Here is a 23759-nt window from a genome sequence, read left to right as displayed (position 1 = left end):
TTCCCGATATACGGTCGGGTACTAATTGAACAACCAGCTTGACTGGTCGATTCATCACAGATTTCATGCCCTCTTGTGGGGTGTGTATGAGGTGTTTCGGCGGCCATAGCGAGAGGGAAACGCCCGGTCACATTCCGAACCCGGAAGCTAAGACTCTCAGCGCCGATGGTACTGCAGGGGGGACCCTGTGGGAGAGTAGGACACCGCCGGACTTAACTTGAGAATGATCGGGGAGGCCCGTCGCACATCGTGCGACGGGCCTTTCTGCGTTAACGCGCCGGAGACCGCGCGTGGGCGATCGTGCCCTGGGATGCGGAGTGGACTGCGCCGAGCCGGCACCAGAACGCCGCTCGGCGCTGGGCGCCCCCTGGGCCGCTGGTCGTGCGCGCCGGTGCGAATCGCCATGATCGCCGCACCGTCGGGGACCGGAGGCGCGGCCGTGCCGGCGCACCGAGGGCGCGTGCCTACCGGACCGGTTAGCCTGGGACCTGACTTCCGTACGACCCACAACACCACAGACATCATCTGGCCCGAGGGGCCGACAGGAGCACCGTGAGCGACTCATCCGATCGAGACAGCCGGCCCGAAGGCCAGGACCGCGGATCGTCCCACTCTCCGCGAGGCCGAGAAGGTGGCAAGCCGCCGTACGACCGGGGGTCCTCGGGAGCTCCGCGAGGTCCGCGGGACGTGGGTCGTGCCGCCGGTCCTCGCAACGGCGGAGGTGATCGTCCTCGAGGGGACGGTGAGCGCAAGCCGTGGTCGAAGGACGGCGGCGGTGCAGGGCGTCCGCAGCGGGATGGTGAGCGCAAGCCGTGGTCGAAGGACGGTGCGCCTGCGCGTGCTCCGCGGGACGGTGACCGCAAGCCGTGGTCCAAGGACGGCGGCGGTGCGGGACGTCCGCAGCGGGATGGTGACCGCAAGCCGTGGTCGAAGGACGGCGCGCCCGTGCGCGCTCCGCGCGACGGCGACCGCAAGCCGTGGTCGAAGGACGGCGCGCCCGCACGCGCTCCGCGCGACGGTGACCGCAAGCCCTGGTCCAAGGACGGGGCGGGAGCCGGTGCGCGGCCGGCACGCGATGGTGAGCGCAAGCCGTGGTCGAAGGACGGCGCGCCTGCGCGTGCTCCGCGGGACGGTGAGCGCAAGCCGTGGTCGAAGGACGGCGCGCGTGACGGTGGTCGCGGAGGAGCGCGCCCGCCTCGCGACGGGGACAAGCTGTGGACCCGTGACGGGCGTCCCGCGCGCAACGACCGCGACGCGCCGCGCTACGAGGAGGCTCTGACCGAGGAGCAGCTGCGTGCGCGCGAGCTGCGTTCGGTGCGTCCGCGGCACGAGGATCCGGAGATCCCCGAGGACGTGTCGCCGGGCGATCTCGACCGCATCGCCCGCAACGAGCTGAAGACGCTGAGCAAGGACAACGCCGAGGGCGTCGCGCAGCACCTCGTGATGGCGGCGCGGCTCATCGAGGAGGACCCGGAGCTCGCGCACCGGCACGCGACGTCCGCGGCCCGACGTGCCGGACGCATCGCCGTGGTGCGGGAGTCGCTGGCCATCACCGCCTACGCGGTGGGGGACTACGCCCTCGCGCTCCGTGAGCTGCGGACGTACCGCCGCATCTCGGGCAAGGACGACCAGCTGGCGCTGATGGTCGACAGCGAGCGCGGGCAGGGACGACCGGACAAGGCGCTCGAGCTGGGCCGGTCCGTGCCGAAGGAGACGCTGCCCGCCGCTGAGCAGGTCGCCCTCGCGATCGCGATGTCCGGCGCGCGCCTCGATCTCGGCCAGACGGAGGCCGCCCTCGACGAGCTGTCGATCGCGCAGTTGAACCGCGACGTCGCGTACTCGTACAGCGCCGACCTGTTCCACGCGTACGCGGAGGTGCTCGAGGAGCTCGGACGCTCCGACGAGGCCGACGCGTGGCGGCAGCGCGCGGACCGGGCGGAGGCGGCGTTCGCCGATCCCGACGAGGGCTGGGACGACATGGTCGAGGTCGTCGAGGAGGAGCTGGAGGACGAGGACATGCCCGAGAGTCAGGACGCCGAGGAGCAGGAGGACACCCTGCCCGTCGACGATGCCAGCGAGGTGGGCGAGCAGAGCAGCGACGCCGCCCCCGTGCCGCCGAGCGAGGCGGGCGACAGCGAGGACATCGCGATCGACGTCGACGACGAGCTGACCGAGGACGCGGACGGGGCCGACGTGGACGGGTCCGGCGATGACAGCGCGCGCGTCGCCACCGACGAGGGCGCGGCAGCGGACGCCGACGACACGACGGGCGGCGACCGCGATGTTCGCTAGGGCCGCGAAGGGCAAGGCGCCGCTCGACGGCGTCGACGTGATCCTCGCCGACCTGGACGGCGTCGTCTACGCCGGACCGGACAGCATCCCGCACGCCGTCGACGCGCTGAACCGCGCCGCGGGTGACGGCATCCGACTGGGCTACATCACCAACAACGCCTCCCGCACGGACGCGTCCGTCGCGGCGCACCTCAGCTCGCTCGGGCTGACGGTCGCGCCCGAGGACGTCGTGACGTCCCCGCAGGCGGCGCTCCGGCTGCTGGCCGACCGGGTACCGGCGGGATCTACCGTCCTCGTCGTCGGCGGCGAGGGCCTCGTGCACGAGCTCGAGAAGGCCGGCTACGTCGTCACGCGCTCGACGGAGGACCGCCCCGCCGCCGTCGTTCAGGGGTTCGCGCCCGAGGTGGGCTGGACCCAGCTCGCGGAGGCCGCCTTCGCGCTGGCCGACCCGGACGTGGTGTGGGTCGCGACCAACACCGACTGGACCATCCCGGTGGCGCGCGGCATCGCGCCCGGCAACGGCACGCTCGTCTCCGCCGTGCACACGGCCGTCGGGCGCCTGCCCGTGGTGGCCGGCAAGCCCGAGACGCCCATCTTCGACGTGGCGCGCGAGCGCTTCGGCGCTGAGCGGCCCGTGTTCCTCGGCGACCGGCTCGACACGGACATCCTCGGCGCCACGCGCGCGGGCATGGCGTCCGTGCACGTCCTCACCGGGATCGACCGGGCGAAGCAGCTGCTCGCAGCGGAGGAGGGCCAGCGGCCGACCTTCATCCTCGAGCACCTGGGCCAGCTGCACGAGCCGTACCCGGAGACCCGCTTCTCGGGCGAGGGCACGGTGGCGACCGTCGGCAAGGCGTCGGTGCGGATCGCGGGCGACCGCGTCGAGGTCGTCAAGGACGGCGGATCCACGATCGACACGCTGCGCGCCGCCTGCGCCGTGATCTGGAACTCGGGGCGTCCCATCTACGGGCTGGACGTGCAGGAGTCGCTGTACGTGGCCGCCGGCGCGGGCCGGGCGTAGCGTGACGGCGTGAGCGACGAGGCAGGCGGCTCCGCCCTAGGTGCCGACGGCGCCGCATCCGACGACGATCGCGACGTGGCCGCGGAGCTCGTCTCCCGGCTGCAGGTGATCGAGGAGCAGCCGCTCGGCGAGCGGGCCGCGGCGTTCGCGTCGCTGCACGACGAGCTGCGCGCCCGCCTCGAGGGCGGCGACGGGGCGTCGCCGCGTGGCTGACCCCGGCGCGGCATCGGGGGACGCGACGTCGCCGACGGCCGACGCGGACGGCGGTGAGCTCCGGCTCGACGCCGCCCTGCCGGCTCTCGGCCTCGCGCGTTCGCGCACGCATGCCGCGCGCCTCATCGCCGACGGGCTCGTCACCGTCGACGGCCGCGGGGTGGTCAAGGCGTCGTTCCGCGTGGTGCCCGGATCCGTCGTCGAGGTGGCGGGCACCGACGCGTACGTGAGCCGCGGCGCCCACAAGCTGATCGGCGCGCTCGACGCGTTCTCCGGGGTCGAGGTGGCCGGGCGGCTCGCGCTCGACGTGGGCGCGTCCACCGGCGGGTTCACGCAGGTGCTGCTCGAGCGCGGCGCGCGGCGGGTGATCGCGCTCGACGTGGGGCACGGCCAGCTCGATCCGCTGATCCGCGAGGATCCGCGCGTCGACGTGGTCGAGGGCGTCAACGTGCGCGACCTCACGCCGGAGTCGCTCGCCGCGGTGACGCCCGACGACCTCGGGGGAGAGGCGCCCGCGCTCGTCGTCGGGGACCTCTCCTTCATCTCGCTGGGGCTCGTCCTGCCGGCGATCGCGCGGACGGCCGCGGACGGCGCCGACATCGTCCTCCTGATCAAGCCGCAGTTCGAGGTCGGGCGCACGGGGATCCGCGAGGGCATCGTGCACGACCCCGGGCTCCGCGACGACGCGGTGATGCGCGTGCTCTGGTCGGCGTGGGACCTGGGGCTCGGCACCGCCGGCCTCGTCTCCTCCCCGATCGTCGGCGGCGCCGGGAACCACGAGTACCTCGCCTGGTTCAGCGGTCGTGCGGGGAGCAATCCGACACAATGGAGATCGACGTCGAACGAGATCACAGGAGCGTGAGCGAAGTGGCTGGACCCGCGAGGCACATCCTGGTCGTGTCCCACACGGGGCGGCGCGACTCCATCGACGCGGCGCTCAGCGTGTGCGCGCAGCTGGCCGAGGCCGACGTCCGCATCGTGCTCACCGCCGAGGAGAAGGCCGACATCCTGCCCTTCGCGCCGGAGATGTCCGGCGTGGCCGTGCTCGGCGAGGACGTGCAGACGGCCGACCTCGAGATCGTCATCGTCCTCGGCGGCGACGGCACCATCCTCCGCTCGGCGGAGCTCGTGCGCGGCACCTCCGTGCCGCTGCTCGGCGTCAACCTCGGGCACGTGGGCTTCCTCGCCGAGAGCGAGCGCGAGGACCTCGCGGCCACGGTCCGCCGCGTGCTCGACCGCGACTACACGGTCGAGGAGCGCATGACGCTGGACGTCACGCTCAAGGTCGGCCCCGACATCGTCTACCGCACCTGGGCCCTCAACGAGGCGACCGTCGAGAAGGCCAGCCGCGAGCGCATGCTCGAGGTGGTGGTCGAGATCGACGGGCGCCCGCTCGCGTCCTACGGCTGCGACGGCATGGTCGTCTCGACGCCCACGGGATCCACCGCGTACGCGTTCTCGGCCGGCGGCCCCATCGTGTGGCCGAGCCTCGAGGCGATGCTCGTCGTGCCGCTCAGCCCGCACACCCTCTTCGCCCGTTCGCTCGTCGTCGGCCCGGAGTCCACCGTCGCGGTCGAGGTGCTCAGCCGCACCGCGGGATCCGGCGTCCTCTGGTGCGACGGCCGCCGCACGCGCGACATGCCGCCCGGCGCCCGCGTGGAGACCCGGCGCTCCACCATCCCCGTGCGCCTCGCGCGCCTCAAGCAGTCGCCGTTCACCGACCGCCTGGTGAACAAGTTCGAGCTGCCGGTCACCGGCTGGAGAGGCCCCGTCGACCGTGATTGAGGAGATCACCATCCGCGACCTCGGGGTGATCGGCCAGGCGACGCTGCCGCTCGGCCCGGGCTTCACTGCCGTCACCGGCGAGACCGGCGCGGGCAAGACCATGGTCGTCACCGCCCTCGGCCTGCTGCTCGGCGCGCGCGCCGACTCCGGCGCCGTGCGGCAGGGGAGCGAGCGGGCGGTCGTCGAGGGGCGCTGGATCATCGCGGCCGACGGTCCCGTGCCCGAGCGCGTGCGCGACGCCGGCGGCGACGTCGACCCGTTCGGCGACGGCACGCGCGGCGAGCTCATCGTCACGCGGCAGCTCTCGTCCGAGGGGCGCAGCCGCGCCTCCGTCGGCGGCCGGGGCGCACCCGCGGCGCTGCTCACGGAGATCGGCGAGCAGCTCGTGGTCGTCCACGGCCAGTCCGACCAGATGCGGCTGCGGTCCTCCACCGCGCAGCGCCAGGCGCTCGACCGCTTCGCCGGATCCGCCCTCGCGCCCGTGCTCGGCGAGTACCAGGAGGTGTTCCGCCGCTGGCAGGCCGCCCGCGCGGAGCTCGACCGGCTGGTCGCGGAGCAGGAGGCGCGCACCCGCGAGGCGGAGGAGCTGCGCACCGCCATCGACGCGATCGAGGCCGTCGCGCCCCAGCCCGGCGAGGACGAGGAGCTGCGCGAGCGCATCGACCGCCTCACCAACCTGGAGGACCTGCGCGCCGCCGCGTCCGCCGCGCACGAGCTGATGTCGGCCGAGGACGCCTCGGGCGAGATGGCCGACGCCGCCTCCGTGCTCGACACCGCGCACCGCCGGCTCGACCGCGTGGCCGCGCACGACCCGGCGCTGGCCGACGTCATCGAGTCGCTCGACAGCGCGCGGATCCTGGTCGCCGAGATCGCCGTGCAGCTCTCCGGCTACCTGGCCGGGCTCGACGCCGACGGCGCCCGCGAGCTCGAGTCCCTGCAGGACCGCCGTGCGGAGCTCGCCGCGCTCACGCGCGTGCACGGGCCCACGGTGGAGGACGCGCTCGCGTTCCTCGACACGGGCAGCGCCCGCCTGTTGGAGCTCGACGGCGACACGGACCGGATCGACCTGCTGCGCGTCGAGGTGGAGCGGGACGAGCAGCTCGTCGGCGAGCTCGCCGCGCGCGTCACGGACGTCCGTGCGGAGGCCGGCGCGCGGCTGGCCGACGCCGTCACGGCCGAGCTCGGCGCCCTCGCCATGGCCGATGCATCGCTCGAGGTGCGCGTCAGCCCGCGCGAGGAGCCGGCGCTGTCCGGCGCCGACCGCGTGGAGATCCTGCTCCGGCCGCACGCCGGGGCCGAGGCCCGGCCGCTCGGGCGCGGGGCGTCCGGCGGCGAGCTGTCGCGCGTGATGCTCGCCATCGAGGTCGTGGTGGCGGGCGACGACCCCGTGCCCACGTTCGTCTTCGACGAGGTCGACGCGGGCGTCGGCGGCGCGGCCGCCATCGAGATCGGGCGGCGCCTCGCGCGGCTCGCCGAGCGCGCGCAGGTCATCGTCGTCACGCACCTCGCGCAGGTCGCCGCGTTCTCGACCAACCACCTGCGGGTCGTCAAGGGCGGCGACGGGCAGGTCACCGCGTCCAGCGTCACGCAGCTCGAGGGCGACGCGCGGATCCAGGAGATGGCGCGCCTGCTCTCCGGCCTGCCGGACAGCGAGAGCGGCCTGGCGCACGCGCGCGAGCTCGTGGAGACCGCGGCCTCGCTCCGCTGATCCGCCGCGGGACGACGACCGGGAGCCGGTGCGGCGGGCCCGCGGTCGGGGTCGTCGTCGTCCCGCGCCGGCCGGCCGCCGCGCCGTGGCTGTCGCGCGGCCCCGATTCCCACGTAGGATGGAAGCCCGTGGCGGACATTCACTCAGCAGCGGACACGGACTCGAGCAACACGACCAGCACGACCAGCACGACAGGCGGCAGGACCACCCGGCACATCTTCGTGACCGGCGGCGTCGTCTCCTCCCTCGGCAAGGGCCTCACGGCGGCCAGCCTCGGCAACCTCCTCACGGCGCGCGGCGTGCGCGTCGTCATGCAGAAGCTCGATCCCTACCTCAACGTGGATCCGGGCACCATGAACCCCTTCCAGCACGGCGAGGTCTTCGTGACCGACGACGGCGCGGAGACCGACCTCGACATCGGGCACTACGAGCGCTTCCTCGACATCGAGCTGGACCAGGCGGCCAACGTGACCACCGGCCAGATCTACTCGGAGGTCATCGCCAAGGAGCGCCGCGGCGAGTACCTGGGCGACACCGTGCAGGTCATCCCGCACATCACCGACGAGATCAAGCGCCGCATGCGCCTGCAGGCCTCGGACGAGCCGCAGCCCGACGTGATCATCACCGAGATCGGCGGCACGGTCGGCGACATCGAGAGCCAGCCCTTCATCGAGGCGGCGCGCCAGGTGCGCCACGAGCTCGGCCGGAACAACGTCTTCTTCGTGCACGTCTCGCTCGTGCCGTACATGGGCGCGTCCGGCGAGCAGAAGACCAAGCCCACGCAGCACTCGGTCGCGGCGCTGCGCTCCATCGGGATCCAGCCGGACGCGCTCGTGCTCCGCAGCGACCGGCCCGTCTCGGACTCGAACAAGAAGAAGATCGCGCTCATGTGCGACGTGGACGAGCAGGCCGTCGTGAACGCGGTCGACGTGCCGAGCATCTACGACATCCCCGAGATGCTGCACCGCCAGGGCCTCGACAGCTACATCATCGACCACCTGGGGCTCCCCGCCGCGGACGCCGTCGACTGGTCGGGCTGGAGCGACCTGCTCGACGCCGTGCACGACCCCAAGCACGAGGTCACCATCGGACTGGTCGGCAAGTACATCGACCTGCCCGACGCGTACCTGTCCGTCACCGAGGCGCTGCGCGCCGGCGGGTTCGCCCACTCGACGCGCGTGAAGCTGCGCTGGGTCGCGTCCGACGAGTGCGAGACGCCCGAGGGCGCCGCGAAGATGCTCGGCGACCTCGACGCGCTGTGCGTGCCGGGCGGCTTCGGCATCCGCGGCATCGAGGGCAAGCTCGGCGCGCTCAAGTTCGCGCGCGACAACGGGATCCCCGTGCTCGGCCTGTGCCTCGGCCTCCAGTGCATGGTCATCGAGTACGCGCGCGACGAGGCGGGCCTCGCCGGCGCCTCCTCCACCGAGTTCGACCCCGACAGCGAGTTCCCGGTCATCGCGACGATGGCCGAGCAGGTCGACATCATCGCGGGCGGCGACCTGGGCGGCACCATGCGCCTCGGCGTCTACGAGGCGGCGCTCGCGCCCGGCTCGCTCGCGGCCGAGCTGTACGGCGCGCCCGTCTCGCACGAGCGCCACCGCCACCGCTACGAGGTCAACAACCAGTACCGCCAGCGGATCCAGGACGCCGGCCTCGTGTTCTCGGGCACCTCGCCCGACGGCACGCTCGTCGAGTACGTGGAGCTGCCGCGCGAGGTGCACCCGTTCTACATCGGCACGCAGGCGCACCCGGAGCTCCGGTCGCGCCCGAACCGCGCGCACCCGCTGTTCGCCGGCCTCGTCCGCGCGGCCCTCGACCGCCAGGCGGCCAGCACGCTGTTCGTCGAGGACGACGCCGAGGCGGTCGCGTGACCGACGCGGTGGCGGGAACCCCGGCGGACGGGCTGCACGACGACGAGGTCTCCTACGGGATCACGTCGAGCGAGAGGGTCTTCGCGGGCAAGATCTGGGACGTCCGGCGCGAGACCTTCGCGTACGGCGACTCCGAGATCACGCGGGAGTACGTCGACCACACGGGCGCCGTCGCGGTGCTCGCCATCGACGACGAGGACCGCGTGCTCCTCATCAAGCAGTACCGGCACCCCGTGCGGATGCGCGAGTGGGAGATCCCGGCCGGTCTCCTCGACGTCACCGGGGAGCCGCCGCTCACGGCCGTGCAGCGCGAGCTCGCGGAGGAGGCCGACCTCGAGGCCGCCGAGTGGAGCGTGCTCGCCGAGTACCTCACGACGCCCGGCGGCAGCGACGAGGCGATCCGCGTGTACCTCGCCCGCGGGCTCACCCCCACGGCGGAGGCGTTCGCGCGCACCGACGAGGAGGCCGACATCGAGAAGCGCTGGGTCGACCTCGACGAGGTCGTCACGGCGGTGCTCGAGCGGCGGATCCAGAACCCGTCGACCGTGATCGCCGTGCTGCAGGCGCACGTGGCCCGCTCGCGCGGCTGGGCGACGCTGGGACCCGCTGACGCGCCGTGGCTCCGGCACCCGAAGCTCCGCGACGGCGGGGGCGCGTCCGCCTCGTGACCGACGCGGCCGACGGGCCCGGGGGAGCGGCGCCCGACGCCGCCCCCGAGGTCCCCGTCGCCATCCGCCGGGCCGTCGACCGCTGGCTCCGGCACGTGGAGGTGGAGCGCGGCCTCTCCCGCAACACCCTCGAGGCGTACCGGCGCGACCTCGCGCGGTACGCGGCGCACCTCGCGGAGGAGGGCGTGCGGGATCCCGCCGGCGCGACCCCCGCGCACGTCACGGGCTTCGCGCAGCGCGTCCGCGACCCCGCGCAGGGCGGCCTCACGGCGGCGTCCCTCGCGCGGATGCTGTCGAGCGTGCGCTCGTTCCACCGCTTCCTGCTGGAGGAGGGGATCGTCGACGTCGACGTGTCCGCCGACGCGCGGCCGCCCAAGCTGCCGAGCCGTCTGCCGAAGGCCGTCTCCGTCGAGACGATGGGGCGGATCCTCGACGCCACCGACGGCGACGAGCCGCTCCGGGTGCGCGACAAGGCCCTGCTCGAGCTGCTGTACGCGACGGGGGCGCGCGTCAGCGAGATCACCGCGCTCACGGTCGACGACGTGCTCGGGCCCGACGGCGCCGCGGCCGAGATCGTGCGCGTGCTCGGCAAGGGCGGCAAGCAGCGGATCGTGCCCGTCGGCTCGTTCGCCCGCCGTGCCGTGGACGCCTACCTCGTGCGGGTGCGCCCGATCCTCGCCGCGCGCGGCACCGCGACGCCCGCCCTGTTCCTGGGCTTGCGCGGCCACGCGCTCTCCCGGCAGAACGCCTGGCTCGTGATCAAGGCGGCCGCGGAGCGCGCGGGCGTCGCGAAGGAGATCTCGCCGCACACCTTCCGGCACTCGTTCGCGACGCACCTCATCGCGGGCGGCGCCGACGTGCGCGTCGTGCAGGAGCTGCTCGGCCACTCGTCGGTCGCGACCACGCAGATCTACACGCGCGTGACCGTCGACACGCTGCGCGACGTCTACACGACCGCCCACCCGCGTGCCCGCCGGGCGTGACGCACCCTCCCCGGTAGACTCGGGGGATCCGGCGGGACCGCGCCGGAGGAGCGGCAGAGAGAGACCCACGTGACGCGCAAGCCAGATGTGACCGAGCTCCCGGGAATGGACGTCCCCGTGCTCGGACCCACCGGCCGGGAGCTGCGCGAGTTCGCCGATCCGGAGCCGCTCGCGGGCCATGGGCCCGCCAAGATCATCTCCCTCTGCAACCAGAAGGGCGGCGTCGGCAAGACGACCACCGCCATCAACCTGGGTGCGTCGCTCGCGAGCTACGGCCGCCGCGTGCTCGCCGTCGACTTCGACCCGCAGGGCGCGCTCTCCGCGGGCCTCGGCGTGCAGACGCACGACGCCGTCACCATCTACGACCTGCTGCTCGGCACCGTGAAGGACCCGCGCGAGGCGATCCAGACCACGGGCTTCGAGGGCCTCGACGTCATCCCCGCGAACATCGACCTGTCGGCCGCGGAGGTGCACCTCGTCAACGAGGTCGCGCGCGAGCAGATCCTCGCGAGCGTGCTGCGCAAGGTGAGCGGCGACTACGACGTCATCCTCATCGACTGCCAGCCGTCGCTCGGCCTCCTCACCGTCAACGCGCTCACCGCGAGCCACGGCGTGCTGATCCCGCTCGAGTGCGAGTTCTTCGCGCTCCGCGGCGTCGCGCTCCTCGTGGAGACCATCGACAAGGTCAAGGACCGGCTGAACCCGGGGCTCGCGCTCGACGGAATCCTCGCGACCATGTACGACTCGCGCACCCTGCACTCCCGCGAGGTGCTGCAGCGCGTGGTGGAGGCGTTCGACGACAGCGTGCTCGAGACCGTGATCGGCCGCACGGTCAAGTTCCCGGACGCGTCGGTGGCGGGCAAGCCCATCATCCAGTTCGCGCCCGAGCACCCGGCGGCGCTCGCGTACCGCAAGGTGGCGCGGGAGCTCATCGCGCGTGGCGCCGTCGCGTAGGGGCACGCCCCTGGCGGATCCCGAGCTCGCCGACGCCGCGGCCGCCGCGGATCCGGAGCGCGCCTTCCGCGTCAGCATCGGCAACTTCGAGGGCCCGTTCGATCTGCTGCTCTCGCTCATCGGCAGCCATGAGATGGACATCACCGAGGTCAGCCTCAGCCTCGTGACGAACGAGTTCATCGCGCACATCCGCGGCCTCGACGGGCCGGACGACCTCGACGAGGCCAGCTCCTTCCTCGTGGTCGCGGCGACGCTGCTCGACCTGAAGCTCGTCGGGCTCCTGCCGCAGGGCGAGCTCGTGGACGCCGAGGACGTCGCGCTGCTCGAGGCGCGCGACCTGCTGTTCGCCCGGCTGCTGCAGTACCGCGCGTTCAAGCAGGCGGCCGGCTGGTTCCAGGAGCGCCTCGCCGCCGAGTCGGGCCGCGCCTTCCGCGACGTGCCGCTCGAGGAGCGCTTCCGCGCGCAGGTGCCCGAGCTCGTGTGGACCACCTCGCCCGCGGACCTCGCGGCCATCGCCCTGCTCGCGCTCGCGCCGCGCGAGATCCCGACGGTCGGGCTCGACCACCTGCACGCGCCGCTCGTGAGCATCCGCGAGCAGGCCGCCGTGGTCGTCGCGCGGCTGCGCAGCGGCGCGCCCGTGACGTTCCGCGAGCTCGTGGCGGACGCGGGCCTCACCGGCGTCGTGATCGCCCGCTTCCTCGCCGTGCTCGAGCTCTACCGCGTCGCCGCCATCGAGTTCGACCAGCCGGAGGCCCTCGGCGAGCTGACGCTCACGTGGACCGCCGAGAGCTGGAGCGACGACGCGCTCGCGAGCCTGGGGGCCGGCTATGACGGCTGAGCCGGTGGATCCCGCGCAGGGCGCCGCTGCCGCCGCCGCCCACGACGCGACCACGACGGACGCGCCGATCGACCTCGACCGCGCGCTCGAGGCGCTGCTCATGGTCGCCGACGAGCCGCAGACCGCCACGACCCTCGCGACCGCCACCTCGACGCCCGTGCGCGAGGTGCGGCGGGCGATCCAGCGGCTCGTCGACGACTTCGACGGGAAGGCCGGGGGAGTGCGCCGCGGCTTCGAGCTGCGCGAGGTCGGCGGTGGCTGGCGCGTGTACGTGCGGCCCGAGTACGACGTGGTCGTACGCGACCACGTGCTCACCCAGAACCCCACGCGCCTCTCGCAGGCGGCCCTCGAGACGCTCGCGGTGATCGCGTACAAGCAGCCGATCAGCCGCAGCCAGGTGGCCGCGATCCGCGCCGTGAACGTCGACTCGGTGGTGCGGACGCTGCTCGCGCGGGGCCTCGTGACGGAGGCCTTCACCGACGGCGAGACCGGCGCGATCCATTACGGTACGACAGACCACCTGCTCACGCAGCTCGGCATCAACTCGCTCGACGAGCTCCCCCCGATCTCCCCGTTGCTCCCCGACGGGGCGGAAGGCTTCCATGACCCCCTCCACTGACCACGCCTGGAACCCCGACGAGCCGGTGCAGGGCATCCGCCTGCAGAAGGTGATGGCCGCCGCGGGCGTCGCCAGCCGCCGCGTCTGCGAGGACATGATCGCCGCGGGCCGCGTCACCGTGAACGGCGAGGTCGTCACCGAGCCCGGCCGCCGCATCGACCCCGACGTCGACGAGGTCGCGGTCGACGACCAGGCCGTGCAGCTCGACACCTCCAAGCGCTACCTCATGCTCAACAAGCCCGTCGGCATCTACTCCTCGCTGCGCGACGAGCGCGGCCGCCCCGACCTCCGCGAGTTCACCGAGGAGTTCGAGGAGCGCCTGTTCAACGTCGGCCGCCTCGACGCGGAGACGAGCGGACTGCTGATCCTCACGAACGACGGCGACCTCGCGCACGTGCTCGCGCACCCGTCGTTCGGGGTGCTGAAGACGTACATCGCGAAGGTCACGGGTCGGGTCACCCCGCAGACGATCCAGCGGCTCACGCAGGGCGTCGACCTCGAGGACGGGCCGATCCAGGCGGATCGCGCGCGCATCCTCTCGGGCGGCGGCGACCAGACGCTCGTGGAGATCACGCTGCACTCGGGCCGCAACCGCATCGTCCGCCGCATGCTCGACGAGGTCGGCCACCCCGTCGAGGAGCTCGTGCGCCGCCAGTTCGGGCCGCTGCACCTCGGATCGCTCGGGGTCGGACGCGTGCGCGACCTCACCTCCGACGAGCTCGGCCAGCTCCTCACGATCTCCCGCGAGGCCCGCGCGCAGGCCGGCCCCGCGACCCCGCAGGGCGCGGGCGCCGCCGCCGAGGCGCAGGGGGACGTCGACCGCGAGGACGGCGAGTGAGCGATCAGGCCGCCTCCCCGGAGGCGACCGACACGCGCGTGCAGGGGACCGTCCGCATCGTCGGCACGGGGCTCCTCGGCACGAGCATCGCGCTCGGGCTCCGCGCGCGCGGGGTCGACGTGGTGCTCGCGGACGCGTCGCCCACCACGCTGCGCCTCGCCGCCGACATGGGGGCGGGCCGCATCGCCGACGCCGGCGCTGCGCCCGACCGCCCGTCGCTCGTCGTGGTCTGCGTGCCGCCGGACGTGACGGCGCGCGTCGTCGCGGCCGAGCTCGACGCGCACCCGGAGGCGCTCGTCACCGACGTCGCGAGCGTCAAGGCCGCGCCGCTCGAGGAGCTGCGCGCCATGGGCGCCGACCTCTCCCGCTACCTCGGGTCGCACCCGCTCGCCGGGCGCGAGCGCGGCGGTCCCGTCTCCGCGACGGGGGACCTCTTCCTCGGTCGGCCCTGGGTCATCGCGGGGCACGGCGGCATCAGCTACACGGCCGGCGCGCCCGTCGAGCAGCTGATCCTCGACCTCGGCGCGGTCCCCATCGAGATGACCGCGGAGGAGCACGACGCGTCGGTGGCGCTCGTCTCGCACGTGCCGCAGATCGTCGCGAGCCTGCTGGCGTCGCGGCTGACCGACGGATCCGGCACCGCGCTCGGCCTCTCCGGCCAGGGCCTCCGCGACACGACGCGCATCGCGTCGAGCGACGCGTCGCTGTGGGTGCAGATCCTCGGCGCGAACGCCTCCCGCATCGTCCCGATCCTGCGCGCCATGCGCACCGACCTCGACGAGGTCATCGACGCGCTCGACGACGTCGACGCGCAGGGCGCCCGGCTCCGGGTGGCCGAGCGGATCCACGCGGGCAACGCCGGCGTCGCCCGCATCCCCGGCAAGCACGGCCAGGACCGCCGCTTCGCCGCCATCACCGTGATGATCGACGACCGGCCCGGCCAGCTGGCCGCGCTGATCTCCGACGTCGGCGCCGCCGACGTCAGCATTGAGGACCTGCGCCTCGAGCACTCCCAGGGCGCGCAGGTCGGTCTCGTCGAGATCGCCGTGCTGCCCGAGGCCCGCGACCGCCTGGTCGCGCGGCTCGACGACCGGAACTGGAGGATCGCCGGATGACCGGACGAGACATGCCCGCGGACGACACCACCGTGCCCGGGACGGAGGCGAGCGAGGCGCCCGCCCCGGACCCGCTCGAGGACACGCTGCTGGTGGACGCCACGCTCAACCGCACGGTCGTGGCCGTCGACGGCCCGGCCGGCAGCGGCAAGTCGAGCGTGAGCCGCGCGGCCGCGCGCGCCCTCGGCTTCGACTACCAGGACACCGGCGCCGCGTACCGCGCGCTCAGCTGGTTCGCGCTGGAGAGCGGCGTCGACACCCGGGACCCCGCCACCGTCACGAGCCTCATCGAGGGATTCGACTACGACATCGCGATCGACCCGGAGGAGACGCGCGTGAGCGTCCGCGGCACCGACGTCACCGACGCCATCCGCACCCCCCGAGTCTCCGCCGTCGTGAGCCAGGTGGCGCGCGTCCCCGAGGTGCGGCACTACATGGTGGAGCTGTTCCGCTCGCTCATGGCGTCGAGCGACAAGCCCGGCATCGTGGTCGAGGGACGCGACATCACGACGGTCGTCGCACCCGACGCGCAGGTGCGCATTCTGCTGACGGCCTCCCCGGAAGCTAGGATGAGCAGGCGTTCCGCGGAGACGACCGACCAGTCGGCCGCCGCGGTCGGCGAATCACTCGCCTCCCGGGATCGGGCCGACTCGCAGGTCGTCGACTTCATGAACGCCGCAGATGGTGTGACCACCATCGATTCCACGGACATCGACTTCGACCAGACCGTCCAGGCGGTGGTCGATCTCGTTCACGCACGAACAGATTGAGGCGCGGCCCGGTGACGGGCCGACACGCCAGAGGACAACATGGCTGATCACGACGACGACTTCCCCGAGCTCGACAGCGGGCTCTCCGAGCGCCTGTCGAGCATCGACGAGGAGCTGGCCGCGCAGCGCGCGCAGACGCTCCGCGCCGGGCTCGATGACTACGAGCTCGACGACGAGGACCTCGAGGTCCTCGAGACCGCGACGGACGACCCCGACCAGGTCACGTACCTGCCGGCGCTGCCCGTGCTCGCGGTCGTCGGCCGCCCGAACGTCGGCAAGTCCGCGCTCATCAACCGGATCCTCGGCCGCCGCGAGGCCGTCGTCGAGGACACCCCCGGCGTCACGCGCGACCGCGTCTCCTACAAGGCCGAGTACGCCGGCCGCTGGTTCACCCTGGTGGACACCGGCGGCTGGGAGCCCGACGCCAAGGGCATCAACGCGTCCGTGGCCATGCAGGCCGAGATCGCGATGGACCTCGCCGACGCCGTGCTCTTCGTCGTCGACGCGAACGTGGGCGCCACGAGCACGGACGAGCACGTCGTCCGCCTGCTCCGCAAGACCAAGAAGACGGTGATCCTCGCGGCCAACAAGGTCGACGACGCGCGCCAGGAGCCGAACGCCGCCAGCCTGTGGTCGCTCGGCCTCGGCGAGCCGCACCCCGTCTCCGCGCTCCACGGCCGCGGCGTCGCCGACCTGCTGGACCTGGTGCTGAAGACCCTGCCGCTCGTCTCCAAGGTCGCCAAGGAGGAGGTCGGCGGACCCCGTCGCGTCGCCATCCTCGGCCGCCCGAACGTCGGCAAGTCGAGCCTGCTCAACAAGGCCGCGGGCGAGGAGCGCGTGGTCGTCAACGAGCTCGCCGGCACCACGCGCGACCCGGTCGACGAGCAGGTCGAGATCGCCGGCAAGGTGTGGCGCTTCGTCGACACCGCCGGCATCCGCCGCCGCATGCACCTCGCCCAGGGGGCCGACTTCTACGCGTCGCTCCGCACGAGCGCGGCGCTGGAGAAGGCCGAGGTCGCGGTCGTCATGATCGACGTCTCCGAGGTCATCAGCGAGCAGGACATCCGCATCATCGAGCTGGTGCTCGAGTCGGGCCGCGCGCTCGTGCTGGCGTTCAACAAGTGGGACCTCCTCGACGACGAACGCCGCCGCTACCTCGAGCGCGAGATCGAGACCGACCTCGCGCACGTGTCGTGGGCGCCGCGCGTCAACATCTCGGCGCGCACCGGCCGCCACATGGAGAAGCTCGTGCCGGCGCTCGAGACGGCGCTGGAGTCGTGGGACACCCGCATCGCGACGGGCAAGTTCAACGCGTTCCTCGCCGAGCTCACCGCGGCGCACCCGCACCCCGTGCGCGGCGGCAAGCAGCCGCGCATCCTGTTCGGCACGCAGGCCTCCAGCCGGCCGCCGACATTCGTGCTCTTCACGACCGGGTACCTCGACCCGCAGTACCGCCGGTACATCCAGCGACGCCTCCGCGAGATCTACGGCTTCGAGGGCAGCCCGATCATCGTCAACATGCGCGTGCGGGAGAAGCGGAAGCGCTAGCGCTCCCTCTCCGCTGTCGCGGGCAGCACGACGGACGGCGTCGATCCCTTGTCGGGGTCGGCGCCGTCCGTGCGTCTGCGGGCGCGGATCACGTGTACCAGGTCGGCTCCGGGACCTCGCCGAGCAGCACGTGCCGGCCCACCTCGCGGCGCTTGTAGGGGATCGGGTCGTGCAGCGTGTGCGTGCGGAGGTTCCGCCAGAAGATGTCGAGCCCGGCCTTCGCGGAGGAGGCGCGGGCGCCCGTGAGCTCGAGGATCCGCGTGCCGACCTCCAGCCCGTCCTCGGCGATGCGCGCCTTGGCCGCCGCGACCCGCACGGCGATCTCGCCGCGCTTCCGCTCCGTGAGCTTCTCGCGCGGCGCGTGCAGCACGGCGCTGATCTCGGCGCCCACCGCATCCAGCAGCGCCTCCGACGCCCACACCTTCGACTGCAGCTGCCCGTAGCCCTCGAGCACGTACCACTCGTCGGTGGCGCGCTCCTTGTCGTCGCCGCCGTACGGCCACGCGCGCGTGGTGCTCCGCGTGTAGGCGGCAGCCGTCTCGAGCGCGCCCTCCGCGATCCCCTGGTAGAAGTTCGCGAACACCAGCTGGATCGCGGGCACGTTGAGCGTGCCGTAGACGAGCGGCTGGAACACCTTGTCGACGAAGCCGGCGGCGTCCGTCCACGGCACCCGCACGTCGCGGATCTCCACCGAGCCCGACTCCGTGAGCCGCTGCCCGTGGCTGTCCCAGTCGTGGCCGAAGACGATGCCCGGCTGGTCCGTCGGCACGATCGCGAACACGTGCGTGTCCGTGCCCTCGAGGACGCCCTCCAGCACCGTGAGGTCGGAGACGACGCCGCCCGTGGAGAACGACTTCCGGCCGGAGTAGACGAGCTCGTCGCCGTCCTCGCGGATGACGAGGTCGGAGTCGCGCGGGTTCACGGCGCCGCCGAAGAGGAGGTTCCCGGTGGTGGCGAGCTTCTCGACCGCCTCGATCTGCGCGTCGGTCGCGACGAGCCGCGCGGCCCACGCCCAGAGGTAGTGGTAGCCGAGGAGCTGGCCGATGGATCCGTCGCCGCGGGCGACCGCGCGGATCACCTTGTACGCGGTGTCCCACGTCTGCCCGCCGCCGCCGTGCTCCGCGGGGCCGAGCAGCGTGACCAGGCCCGCGTGCTTGAGGAGCGCGACCTCCTGGTGGGGGCTCGCGCCGGCGCGGTCGCGCTCGACCTGGTCGACGGCGAGGATGTCGGCGACCTCACGGGCGCGGGCGATCCACGCGGCCGGCGTCGTGGGGCGCGGGGTCCCCTTCCAGCGGTCGACGGGGGCGTCGCCGAGGGGTGCGGGGCGCCGGCGGTCGGCGTCCCGGGCGGTGTCGGGGGAGCCGGATGCGGGTCGGGGCTCGCGGTCGATCAGGGTCATGTCCTGTCCTCTCGTGAAGGGGCGCGACCGGTGCCGCGCCTCGCGGTGGGGCCACGGTAGGGGCGCGTCGCCGCGGCTGGCGAGGGGTGTGACGCGGGGTTGCTCGGTGTGACGACGCGGGGCGTCACGGGGAGTCATGCGGGGGAGCCGGTGCGTCGTCGGCGCGTGTCTCCGGGTCGTGTCGCACCGACGCCTCGGCGGCGAGATGAGGGGATGCTGACGTGTCCGTCCCGCGCAGCCCGGCTCGTTCCCGGCGGGCGCCCGGCGCCGCGTCGTACCCTGATCCGGGCGCATCCGACGCCCGCTCACGAGACCGTGGAGGATCGCACCGGTGGACCAGCTGCTCAGCCGCCTCGATCGCATCGCCGCCGGCCGCCAGGCGGGCCACGTCATCGCCGAGGACATGCGCGACCACCCGTTCACGGCCCGCGCCTTCCGCTGGATCCGGTGGATCCTCGTCGCCGAGACCGCCGTCGGCGCGACCGCCGTGGCCATCGCCCTGACGCTCGCGTCCGACGGCGTCGCCATCGCTCCGGCGGTCTGGTTCCGCTCGTTCGTGGTGCTCGCGATGACCGTCACGCTCTACTACTTCGCCTGGCGCGCGTCGGCCGGCTACTGGTGGGCGTACTCGCGCCTGCGCCTCTTCAGCCAGATCTTCCCCATCGTGACCCTGGTGATCGCCGCGATCCCGGGCCTCTACCCGCTCTGGATGGTCATCGAGCAGATCGTCTTCTCGCTGCTGCTCATCGGGGTGGCCGACATCCTGCGGAGCGACCACATGCGGGACGCGTTCCCGAAGCCGGGGCGGGTGGCCGGTGGCTCCGCACCGGGGTCGTCGTCGACGCGGCCGTCGGGTGGTGCGGCTGCCTGATCCGGTGCCGGCCCGGCTCACCGCGCGTGCTGGAGCAGTGCCGCTGATGCGGTAGGCTCTACGAGTTGCCCAGCGATGGGTCAACGGGCTGTGGCGCAGCTTGGTAGCGCACTTGACTGGGGGTCAAGGGGTCGCAGGTTCAAATCCTGTCAGCCCGACGGACATGCCTCGGAAGGACCTAGCGGTCCGGCCGGGGCATTCGTCGTTTCGGGGTGTTCCTGCCGTCACCCGTTCGGTCGCCCTGGCGACGATGACTGTGATGCTTTCTCGGAATCGCACCATCCGACGGGCGGTGTCATGCGCGCGAAAGTGTGAGCCGGGTCGCCGCTCGCCGCAGCATGTCATCCGCGAGCCCCTGATTGTGGTGCCGATGGAAGGGCGAGGACTTGCGACGCATCTGCATCGTGTTGAGCTTGTAGGCGCCCTCGACGAACGGCGCGAAGTCGAGGGCTCGAGCGAAGTCCGACCAGGAGTAGAAGGTGCTCTGGATGACGGCGGCGCTCGTGTACGGCGTGTCCCTGATGTCGTAGAAGTCATCGGGCATCTGCGTGCCCATTCCCGCCTCGTCCATGCATTCCAGTGTCCGGTCCTCGTCGAAGTTGACGTGGATCTGAATCTGCGTCTCGTCCCCGTCGCGGTGCTCGAGCGCGAACAAGGTCTCCAGTCCACCGCAATTCAGAGTGAACAGGCGACGCCGCGACTTCGTCTGGCCCGTCTTGGGAAAGGCGACGATGTTCCATAGGTAGCGCTGCGTGCCGAAGGGGTCTGCGACGCACTCGTCGAGGTACTTGGCGACCGCATCCGCCATCTCCTCGTAGTCGTCGCGTGCAGCGAGAGCCCAGAACCTCCTCTGCGTCGTCGCCGCGCCCTCGTCGTCGAGACGGAGGCGCCGAGCCCTATCCCACGGGAGGAGGATGCTCTCGCCGTTCGCGATCGTCACGTCCATGTCGCCGCTGCCCGCGGGCCAGCCGGTCAGATTCAGGTTGCGGAGGCTTACGTCAGCCGCCTCTTGTCGTCGAATCTCCTGTCGCTCATGCTCGTCGAGGGCGGCGGCTGTGCACGGCGCGAAGCTGAACGCGACGATGTCCCGATGCGTCCGCCGGTGCGACGCGTACCGGGAGACGATTTGACGAGTCTGCCCGACGTACTTCATCCCGTCCTCGAACTCGAGGACGTAGATCCCGCACACCGTCTTCGAATCGGCGAACAAAGCGGCGGCTGATCCGGCCGAGCTCATGTCGTAACGGGTGAAGGACAGCGGTCGTAACGTCTCGGTCATTTTCCTACATTAGGGAATCGTGCCTCGCATGTCGGAGGTCCGTGGTCTCCTCCTCGCATGTCCTGGGCCTCCTCCGACGCCGCGCGCAGCACCATGCGATCGAACAAGCGGCGGGACACGCGGCCGGAGCTTGTCGTCCGGCGCCTCCTGCACGCCCGAGGCCTGCGGTACCGCGTCGACCTCCGCGTGGTGCAGGAGTCGAGGACCCGAGCCGACATCGCGTTCACCCGCCAGCGCATCGCCGTGTTCATCGACGGGTGCTTCTGGCACAGCTGCCCGCAGCACCTGCACCTCCCGAAGGCGAACGCGGACTACTGGACGGCGAAGCTCGCGCGCAACGTCGAGCGTGACGCGGAGGTGACCGCGCTGCTCCGCGACCTGGGATGGACAGTGCTCCGGTTCTGGGAGCATGTGCCCGCGGAGGACGCGGCGGCCGAGATCAGGGCTGCCGTGCAAGGGATCCACCGCGCTTGAGGATCGGCGCTGATGTTCGCATCCTGGAACGGGCCGGGATGCCCGGCCTCTGATTTGACGACCGACGGTTGGAGAGGGCATGCAGATACGCACGAACGCCATTCTGAGCCGCAGGCGTCCGCCCCTGCGGCTCTCCTTCGCACTCGCGGGCGAGCTCATCGGGATCACCTTCGTCAAGGAGGAGTGCTTCTCATGACCGCGTCGAACGTGCTCCGCACCGTCGCGATCACCGCCGCTGCCGTCGGGGGCATCGCGTTCTGGCTGGCGGGGGAGGCGGGCATCGGCACGCTGCTCCTCCTCGCGGCGCTCGCCGCGGCGTTCCTCCTGGGGCCCGGGATCCTCGGGGACCCCGCCGGCATCGGCCGGCTTCCGGAGGGCGTCACCGCTGCGGACGTGAAGGAGCATCGGAAGCGGCACGGCGGGTCGATCTCGGACGCCGTGCGCGCCGTCGGCAGGCGCGAGGGCTGAGATCGGCGACGCCCGCGGTCCGCGACCGGGGGCGTCGCGCCGGTTAGGCGGCCGGATCCCAGTAGTCCCGCACCCCTTTCACCCCCATGCGAGGGCTTACGGCTGGGAGAGCGCGCTCATATCCTCAGGCGTCGTCTCTCTCGACGGCACCACCTGCCGCCTACCCCTTCGTCGCGGCACACACCCGAGGAGCACCATGCCCGACGTCCCCTCCGCCGCTCCCGCGGGCTGGTTCCCCGACGGATCCGGCCAGCTCCGCTACTGGGACGGCGCCGCGTGGACGCAGCACGTCGCGCCGATGGTGCAGCCCGCCGCTCCGCAGGTGCAGGCGCCGAGCGCCGCGGCGCTGGCCGCCGTCGCCGCGGCGCAGCAGGCCGAGCAGGCGAAGGCCGCTCGCGCCGCGGATGCCGCGCGGGTCCAGGCCGAGCGCGCCGCCGTCGCCGAACAGCAGCGGGTGGCCAAGGTCGCGCAGCGCGAAGCCGCGATGCACGCCAAGGCCGCGGAGCGCGAGGCAGCGGCCCGGGCCAAGGCGGAGCGGGCGGCGGCGACCGTCGCGATGCCCGCGCCGACGCCCGCGCGGCCCACCGGGAAGGCCATCGGGGCGCCGGTCGCGACGATCGCGCCCGCGATGGTCCTCAGCGACCCCCGCCCCGGGATCCACCCGACCGCCACGTGGATCGTCGCATCGGTTGCCGCGCTCGTCATCCTCCTCAGCACGGCGATCGGCGGCTTCCGCGGCATGTTCGTGTCCGTCGGGCTCGTCGCCCTCGCGGCCGCGCTGTACACGGTCGTCCTCGGGCGTCGCGGCTTCGTCCCCGCCCTGACGTCCCGTCCGCGCGGAACCGCGACGGCGGTCGGGGCCGTGCTGCTGCTCGTCATCGGCGCGGTCCTGCCCGCCGGTGGCTCGGGGTCGGCTCCGGCACCGGCGGTGGCCGCCGTCGCCACCGCGACCCCCAGCCCCACCCCGACGCCGTCCGCGACGCCGACCCCGGTGGTCCACGTCGTCGAGGACGTCAGCGCCAAGAGCGCGACCGATGCCCGCACGCTGCTCCGCGAGGCCGGCTACCTCGTCCAGTACGTGCTCGAGTCGGGGGAGAAGACCAGCCCGACCGACGGTATGACCGTCAAGTCGCAGAGCCCGACCCCGGGATCGCGGGTCGACGCCGGATCCACCGTGACGCTCACGCTGCTGGCGCCCGCCCCGGCGCCCACGGTCCAGCCGACGGTGGCGCCGGCTCCGGCACCCGCACCGGCCGCCCCGGCACCCGCTCCGAAGCCGGCCGCCCCGGCACCCGCTCCGGTCGCTCCTGCGCCGGCTCCGGCAGCTCCGGCGCCCGCTCCCGCGCAGCAGACCGGCGGCATCAACCCCGGCGGCTTCTGCTCGCAGGTGGGCGCCGTGGCGCAGGCCGACAACGGCCGCAGCTACAGGTGCGGCGGCAAGGGTCCGGACGCGAACGGGAAGTACCACTGGAACACGATGTGATCGACCCCCGTGCGTCCCTTTGACGGCCGCCCGCCCTCACCGCACCATCCGCACCATCCGCACCGTGACCATCTCCGCCCCCTGGTACATCTGCCGCTCCACGCCACCATCCCGCGCGAACCCGTTGCGGCGGTAGAACTCCTCCGCGCGCGGGTTGTCGTCGGCCGCCCAGAGGTAGGCGGGGGCGCCGCCGATGGCCGCGTCGAGGAGGGCCTGGCCCGCGCCGATGCCGTGGGCGGACGCGACCACGTTGATCGCGTAGAGCTGGAACGGGCGCGGCGGATCGTCGTCGCGCGCCTGTCCCGCGACTGCGAAGCCGACGATGCGGTCGCCGTCGAGGGCGACGAACGGCGGCGCGGCGGACGAGGAGGCCAGGGTCCGACGCCAGTCCTCCGCCCGGGTCGCGACGTCGAGCCCGTCGAGGTACGACGCCGGGAGCAGATGCGCGTACGTCTCGCGCCAGGTGCGGATGTGGACCTCGGCGATCCCGTCGGCGTCGGCGGGCACGGCGGGGCGGACGGTCGGCGCGGCGGTCATGGCGCCACGATACGGGCCGGCGCGC

At 72.9% G+C, this 23759-nt stretch carries 23 protein-coding genes, 1 tRNA gene and 1 rRNA gene; 22 read left to right on the top strand and 3 right to left on the bottom strand.

Translation table 11 applies throughout. The annotated features are described in order from the left end of the window. Nucleotides 1-95 precede the first annotated feature (95 nt). From rrf to der, 17 genes are all read left to right on the top strand, one after another. Nucleotides 96-212, top strand: a 5S ribosomal RNA gene (gene rrf / locus H9X71_RS09980). 1102 nt (nucleotides 213-1314) lie between these two features. Next, on the top strand, nucleotides 1315-2292 hold the full coding sequence (locus tag H9X71_RS09975; protein ID WP_191146952.1) for a tetratricopeptide repeat protein: 978 nt from the start codon (nucleotides 1315-1317) through the stop codon (nucleotides 2290-2292). Then, the gene (locus H9X71_RS09970; RefSeq protein ID WP_191146951.1) at nucleotides 2282-3313 is read left to right on the top strand and encodes an HAD-IIA family hydrolase; all 1032 of its coding nucleotides are present in this window, start codon (nucleotides 2282-2284) and stop codon (nucleotides 3311-3313) included. The genes H9X71_RS09975 and H9X71_RS09970 overlap by 11 nt, the downstream gene beginning before the upstream one ends. A gap of 9 nt (nucleotides 3314-3322) precedes the next feature. After that, nucleotides 3323-3526, top strand: a complete 204-nt coding sequence (locus tag H9X71_RS09965) for a hypothetical protein (protein ID WP_191149218.1) — start codon at nucleotides 3323-3325, stop codon at nucleotides 3524-3526. Next, nucleotides 3519-4388, top strand: coding sequence for a TlyA family RNA methyltransferase (locus tag H9X71_RS09960; RefSeq protein WP_191146950.1), 870 nt, complete (start codon nucleotides 3519-3521; stop codon nucleotides 4386-4388). The genes H9X71_RS09965 and H9X71_RS09960 overlap by 8 nt, the downstream gene beginning before the upstream one ends. 5 nt (nucleotides 4389-4393) lie before the next feature. After that, nucleotides 4394-5311, top strand: coding sequence for an NAD kinase (locus H9X71_RS09955; RefSeq protein ID WP_413228227.1), 918 nt, complete (start codon nucleotides 4394-4396; stop codon nucleotides 5309-5311). Further along, a complete protein-coding gene (gene recN / locus H9X71_RS09950) occupies nucleotides 5304-7019 on the top strand; it encodes a DNA repair protein RecN (RefSeq protein ID WP_191146948.1) in 1716 nt (571 codons plus the stop codon). Before H9X71_RS09955 ends, recN begins: the two co-directional genes overlap by 8 nt. Before the next feature lie 128 nt (nucleotides 7020-7147). After that, nucleotides 7148-8890 carry a CTP synthase gene (locus tag H9X71_RS09945; RefSeq protein WP_280527969.1) on the top strand — a complete coding sequence of 581 codons (1743 nt, stop codon included), beginning with the start codon at nucleotides 7148-7150 and terminating at the stop codon, nucleotides 8888-8890. After that, entirely contained in the window at nucleotides 8887-9558 is a 672-nt protein-coding gene (locus tag H9X71_RS09940; RefSeq protein WP_191146947.1) for an NUDIX domain-containing protein, read from the top strand. The genes H9X71_RS09945 and H9X71_RS09940 overlap by 4 nt, the downstream gene beginning before the upstream one ends. Further along, a complete protein-coding gene (gene xerD, locus H9X71_RS09935) occupies nucleotides 9555-10541 on the top strand; it encodes a site-specific tyrosine recombinase XerD (protein ID WP_191146946.1) in 987 nt (328 codons plus the stop codon). The genes H9X71_RS09940 and xerD overlap by 4 nt, the downstream gene beginning before the upstream one ends. A 105-nt stretch (nucleotides 10542-10646) precedes the next feature. Then, entirely contained in the window at nucleotides 10647-11495 is an 849-nt protein-coding gene (locus H9X71_RS09930) for a ParA family protein (protein WP_213017297.1), read from the top strand. Then, a complete protein-coding gene (locus H9X71_RS09925) occupies nucleotides 11479-12333 on the top strand; it encodes a segregation and condensation protein A (protein ID WP_191146944.1) in 855 nt (284 codons plus the stop codon). Before H9X71_RS09930 ends, H9X71_RS09925 begins: the two co-directional genes overlap by 17 nt. Further along, nucleotides 12323-12952: an SMC-Scp complex subunit ScpB gene (scpB, locus tag H9X71_RS09920; RefSeq protein WP_191146943.1), complete on the top strand. Its 630-nt coding sequence runs from the start codon at nucleotides 12323-12325 to the stop codon at nucleotides 12950-12952. Before H9X71_RS09925 ends, scpB begins: the two co-directional genes overlap by 11 nt. Then, a complete protein-coding gene (locus H9X71_RS09915) occupies nucleotides 12936-13790 on the top strand; it encodes a pseudouridine synthase (protein ID WP_191146942.1) in 855 nt (284 codons plus the stop codon). Before scpB ends, H9X71_RS09915 begins: the two co-directional genes overlap by 17 nt. Next, entirely contained in the window at nucleotides 13787-14905 is a 1119-nt protein-coding gene (locus H9X71_RS09910) for a prephenate dehydrogenase (RefSeq protein ID WP_191146941.1), read from the top strand. Before H9X71_RS09915 ends, H9X71_RS09910 begins: the two co-directional genes overlap by 4 nt. Further along, nucleotides 14902-15675: a (d)CMP kinase gene (cmk, locus tag H9X71_RS09905; protein WP_414750620.1), complete on the top strand. Its 774-nt coding sequence runs from the start codon at nucleotides 14902-14904 to the stop codon at nucleotides 15673-15675. The genes H9X71_RS09910 and cmk overlap by 4 nt, the downstream gene beginning before the upstream one ends. A gap of 39 nt (nucleotides 15676-15714) precedes the next feature. Beyond that, nucleotides 15715-17223 carry a ribosome biogenesis GTPase Der gene (der, locus tag H9X71_RS09900; RefSeq protein WP_191146940.1) on the top strand — a complete coding sequence of 503 codons (1509 nt, stop codon included), beginning with the start codon at nucleotides 15715-15717 and terminating at the stop codon, nucleotides 17221-17223. A gap of 88 nt (nucleotides 17224-17311) precedes the next feature. Here der and H9X71_RS09895 read toward each other — a convergent pair whose 3' ends face one another. Continuing rightward, nucleotides 17312-18622: an acyl-CoA dehydrogenase family protein gene (locus H9X71_RS09895; RefSeq protein ID WP_213003945.1), complete on the bottom strand. Its 1311-nt coding sequence runs from the start codon at nucleotides 18620-18622 to the stop codon at nucleotides 17312-17314. A 331-nt stretch (nucleotides 18623-18953) separates the two neighbouring features. Here H9X71_RS09895 and H9X71_RS09890 point away from each other — a divergent pair, with 331 nt between their 5' ends. Both H9X71_RS09890 and H9X71_RS09885 read left to right on the top strand, forming a co-directional pair. Next, a complete protein-coding gene (locus H9X71_RS09890) occupies nucleotides 18954-19493 on the top strand; it encodes a hypothetical protein (protein WP_191146939.1) in 540 nt (179 codons plus the stop codon). Nucleotides 19494-19577: 84 nt separating this feature from the next. Beyond that, nucleotides 19578-19651 (top strand) — tRNA-Pro (locus H9X71_RS09885). 137 nt (nucleotides 19652-19788) lie between these two features. Here H9X71_RS09885 and H9X71_RS09880 read toward each other — a convergent pair. Further along, nucleotides 19789-20772: a GIY-YIG nuclease family protein gene (locus H9X71_RS09880; protein WP_191146938.1), complete on the bottom strand. Its 984-nt coding sequence runs from the start codon at nucleotides 20770-20772 to the stop codon at nucleotides 19789-19791. Nucleotides 20773-20829: 57 nt separating this feature from the next. Between H9X71_RS09880 and H9X71_RS09875 the strand changes: the two genes are divergently transcribed. The 3 genes from H9X71_RS09875 (at nucleotide 20830) to H9X71_RS09865 (ending at nucleotide 23197) form a co-directional block, all read left to right on the top strand. Further along, nucleotides 20830-21246 (top strand): very short patch repair endonuclease, encoded by a 417-nt coding sequence (locus H9X71_RS09875; RefSeq protein WP_191146937.1) that lies wholly within the window; start codon nucleotides 20830-20832, stop codon nucleotides 21244-21246. Nucleotides 21247-21438: 192 nt separating this feature from the next. Continuing rightward, nucleotides 21439-21714: a hypothetical protein gene (locus tag H9X71_RS09870; RefSeq protein ID WP_191146936.1), complete on the top strand. Its 276-nt coding sequence runs from the start codon at nucleotides 21439-21441 to the stop codon at nucleotides 21712-21714. Between the two features lie 196 nt (nucleotides 21715-21910). Next, a complete protein-coding gene (locus H9X71_RS09865; protein ID WP_191146935.1) occupies nucleotides 21911-23197 on the top strand; it encodes a PASTA domain-containing protein in 1287 nt (428 codons plus the stop codon). Nucleotides 23198-23233: 36 nt separating this feature from the next. Here H9X71_RS09865 and H9X71_RS09860 read toward each other — a convergent pair whose 3' ends face one another. Further along, nucleotides 23234-23734 carry a GNAT family N-acetyltransferase gene (locus H9X71_RS09860; protein WP_191146934.1) on the bottom strand — a complete coding sequence of 167 codons (501 nt, stop codon included), beginning with the start codon at nucleotides 23732-23734 and terminating at the stop codon, nucleotides 23234-23236. Nucleotides 23735-23759: the final 25 nt, after the last annotated feature.

The organism is Clavibacter zhangzhiyongii, assembly GCF_014775655.1.
GTDB classification, from domain to species: domain Bacteria; phylum Actinomycetota; class Actinomycetes; order Actinomycetales; family Microbacteriaceae; genus Clavibacter; species Clavibacter zhangzhiyongii.
The sequence above is the reverse complement of the archived record's forward strand: the minus strand, read 5'-3'. Positions and strand labels throughout refer to the sequence as shown.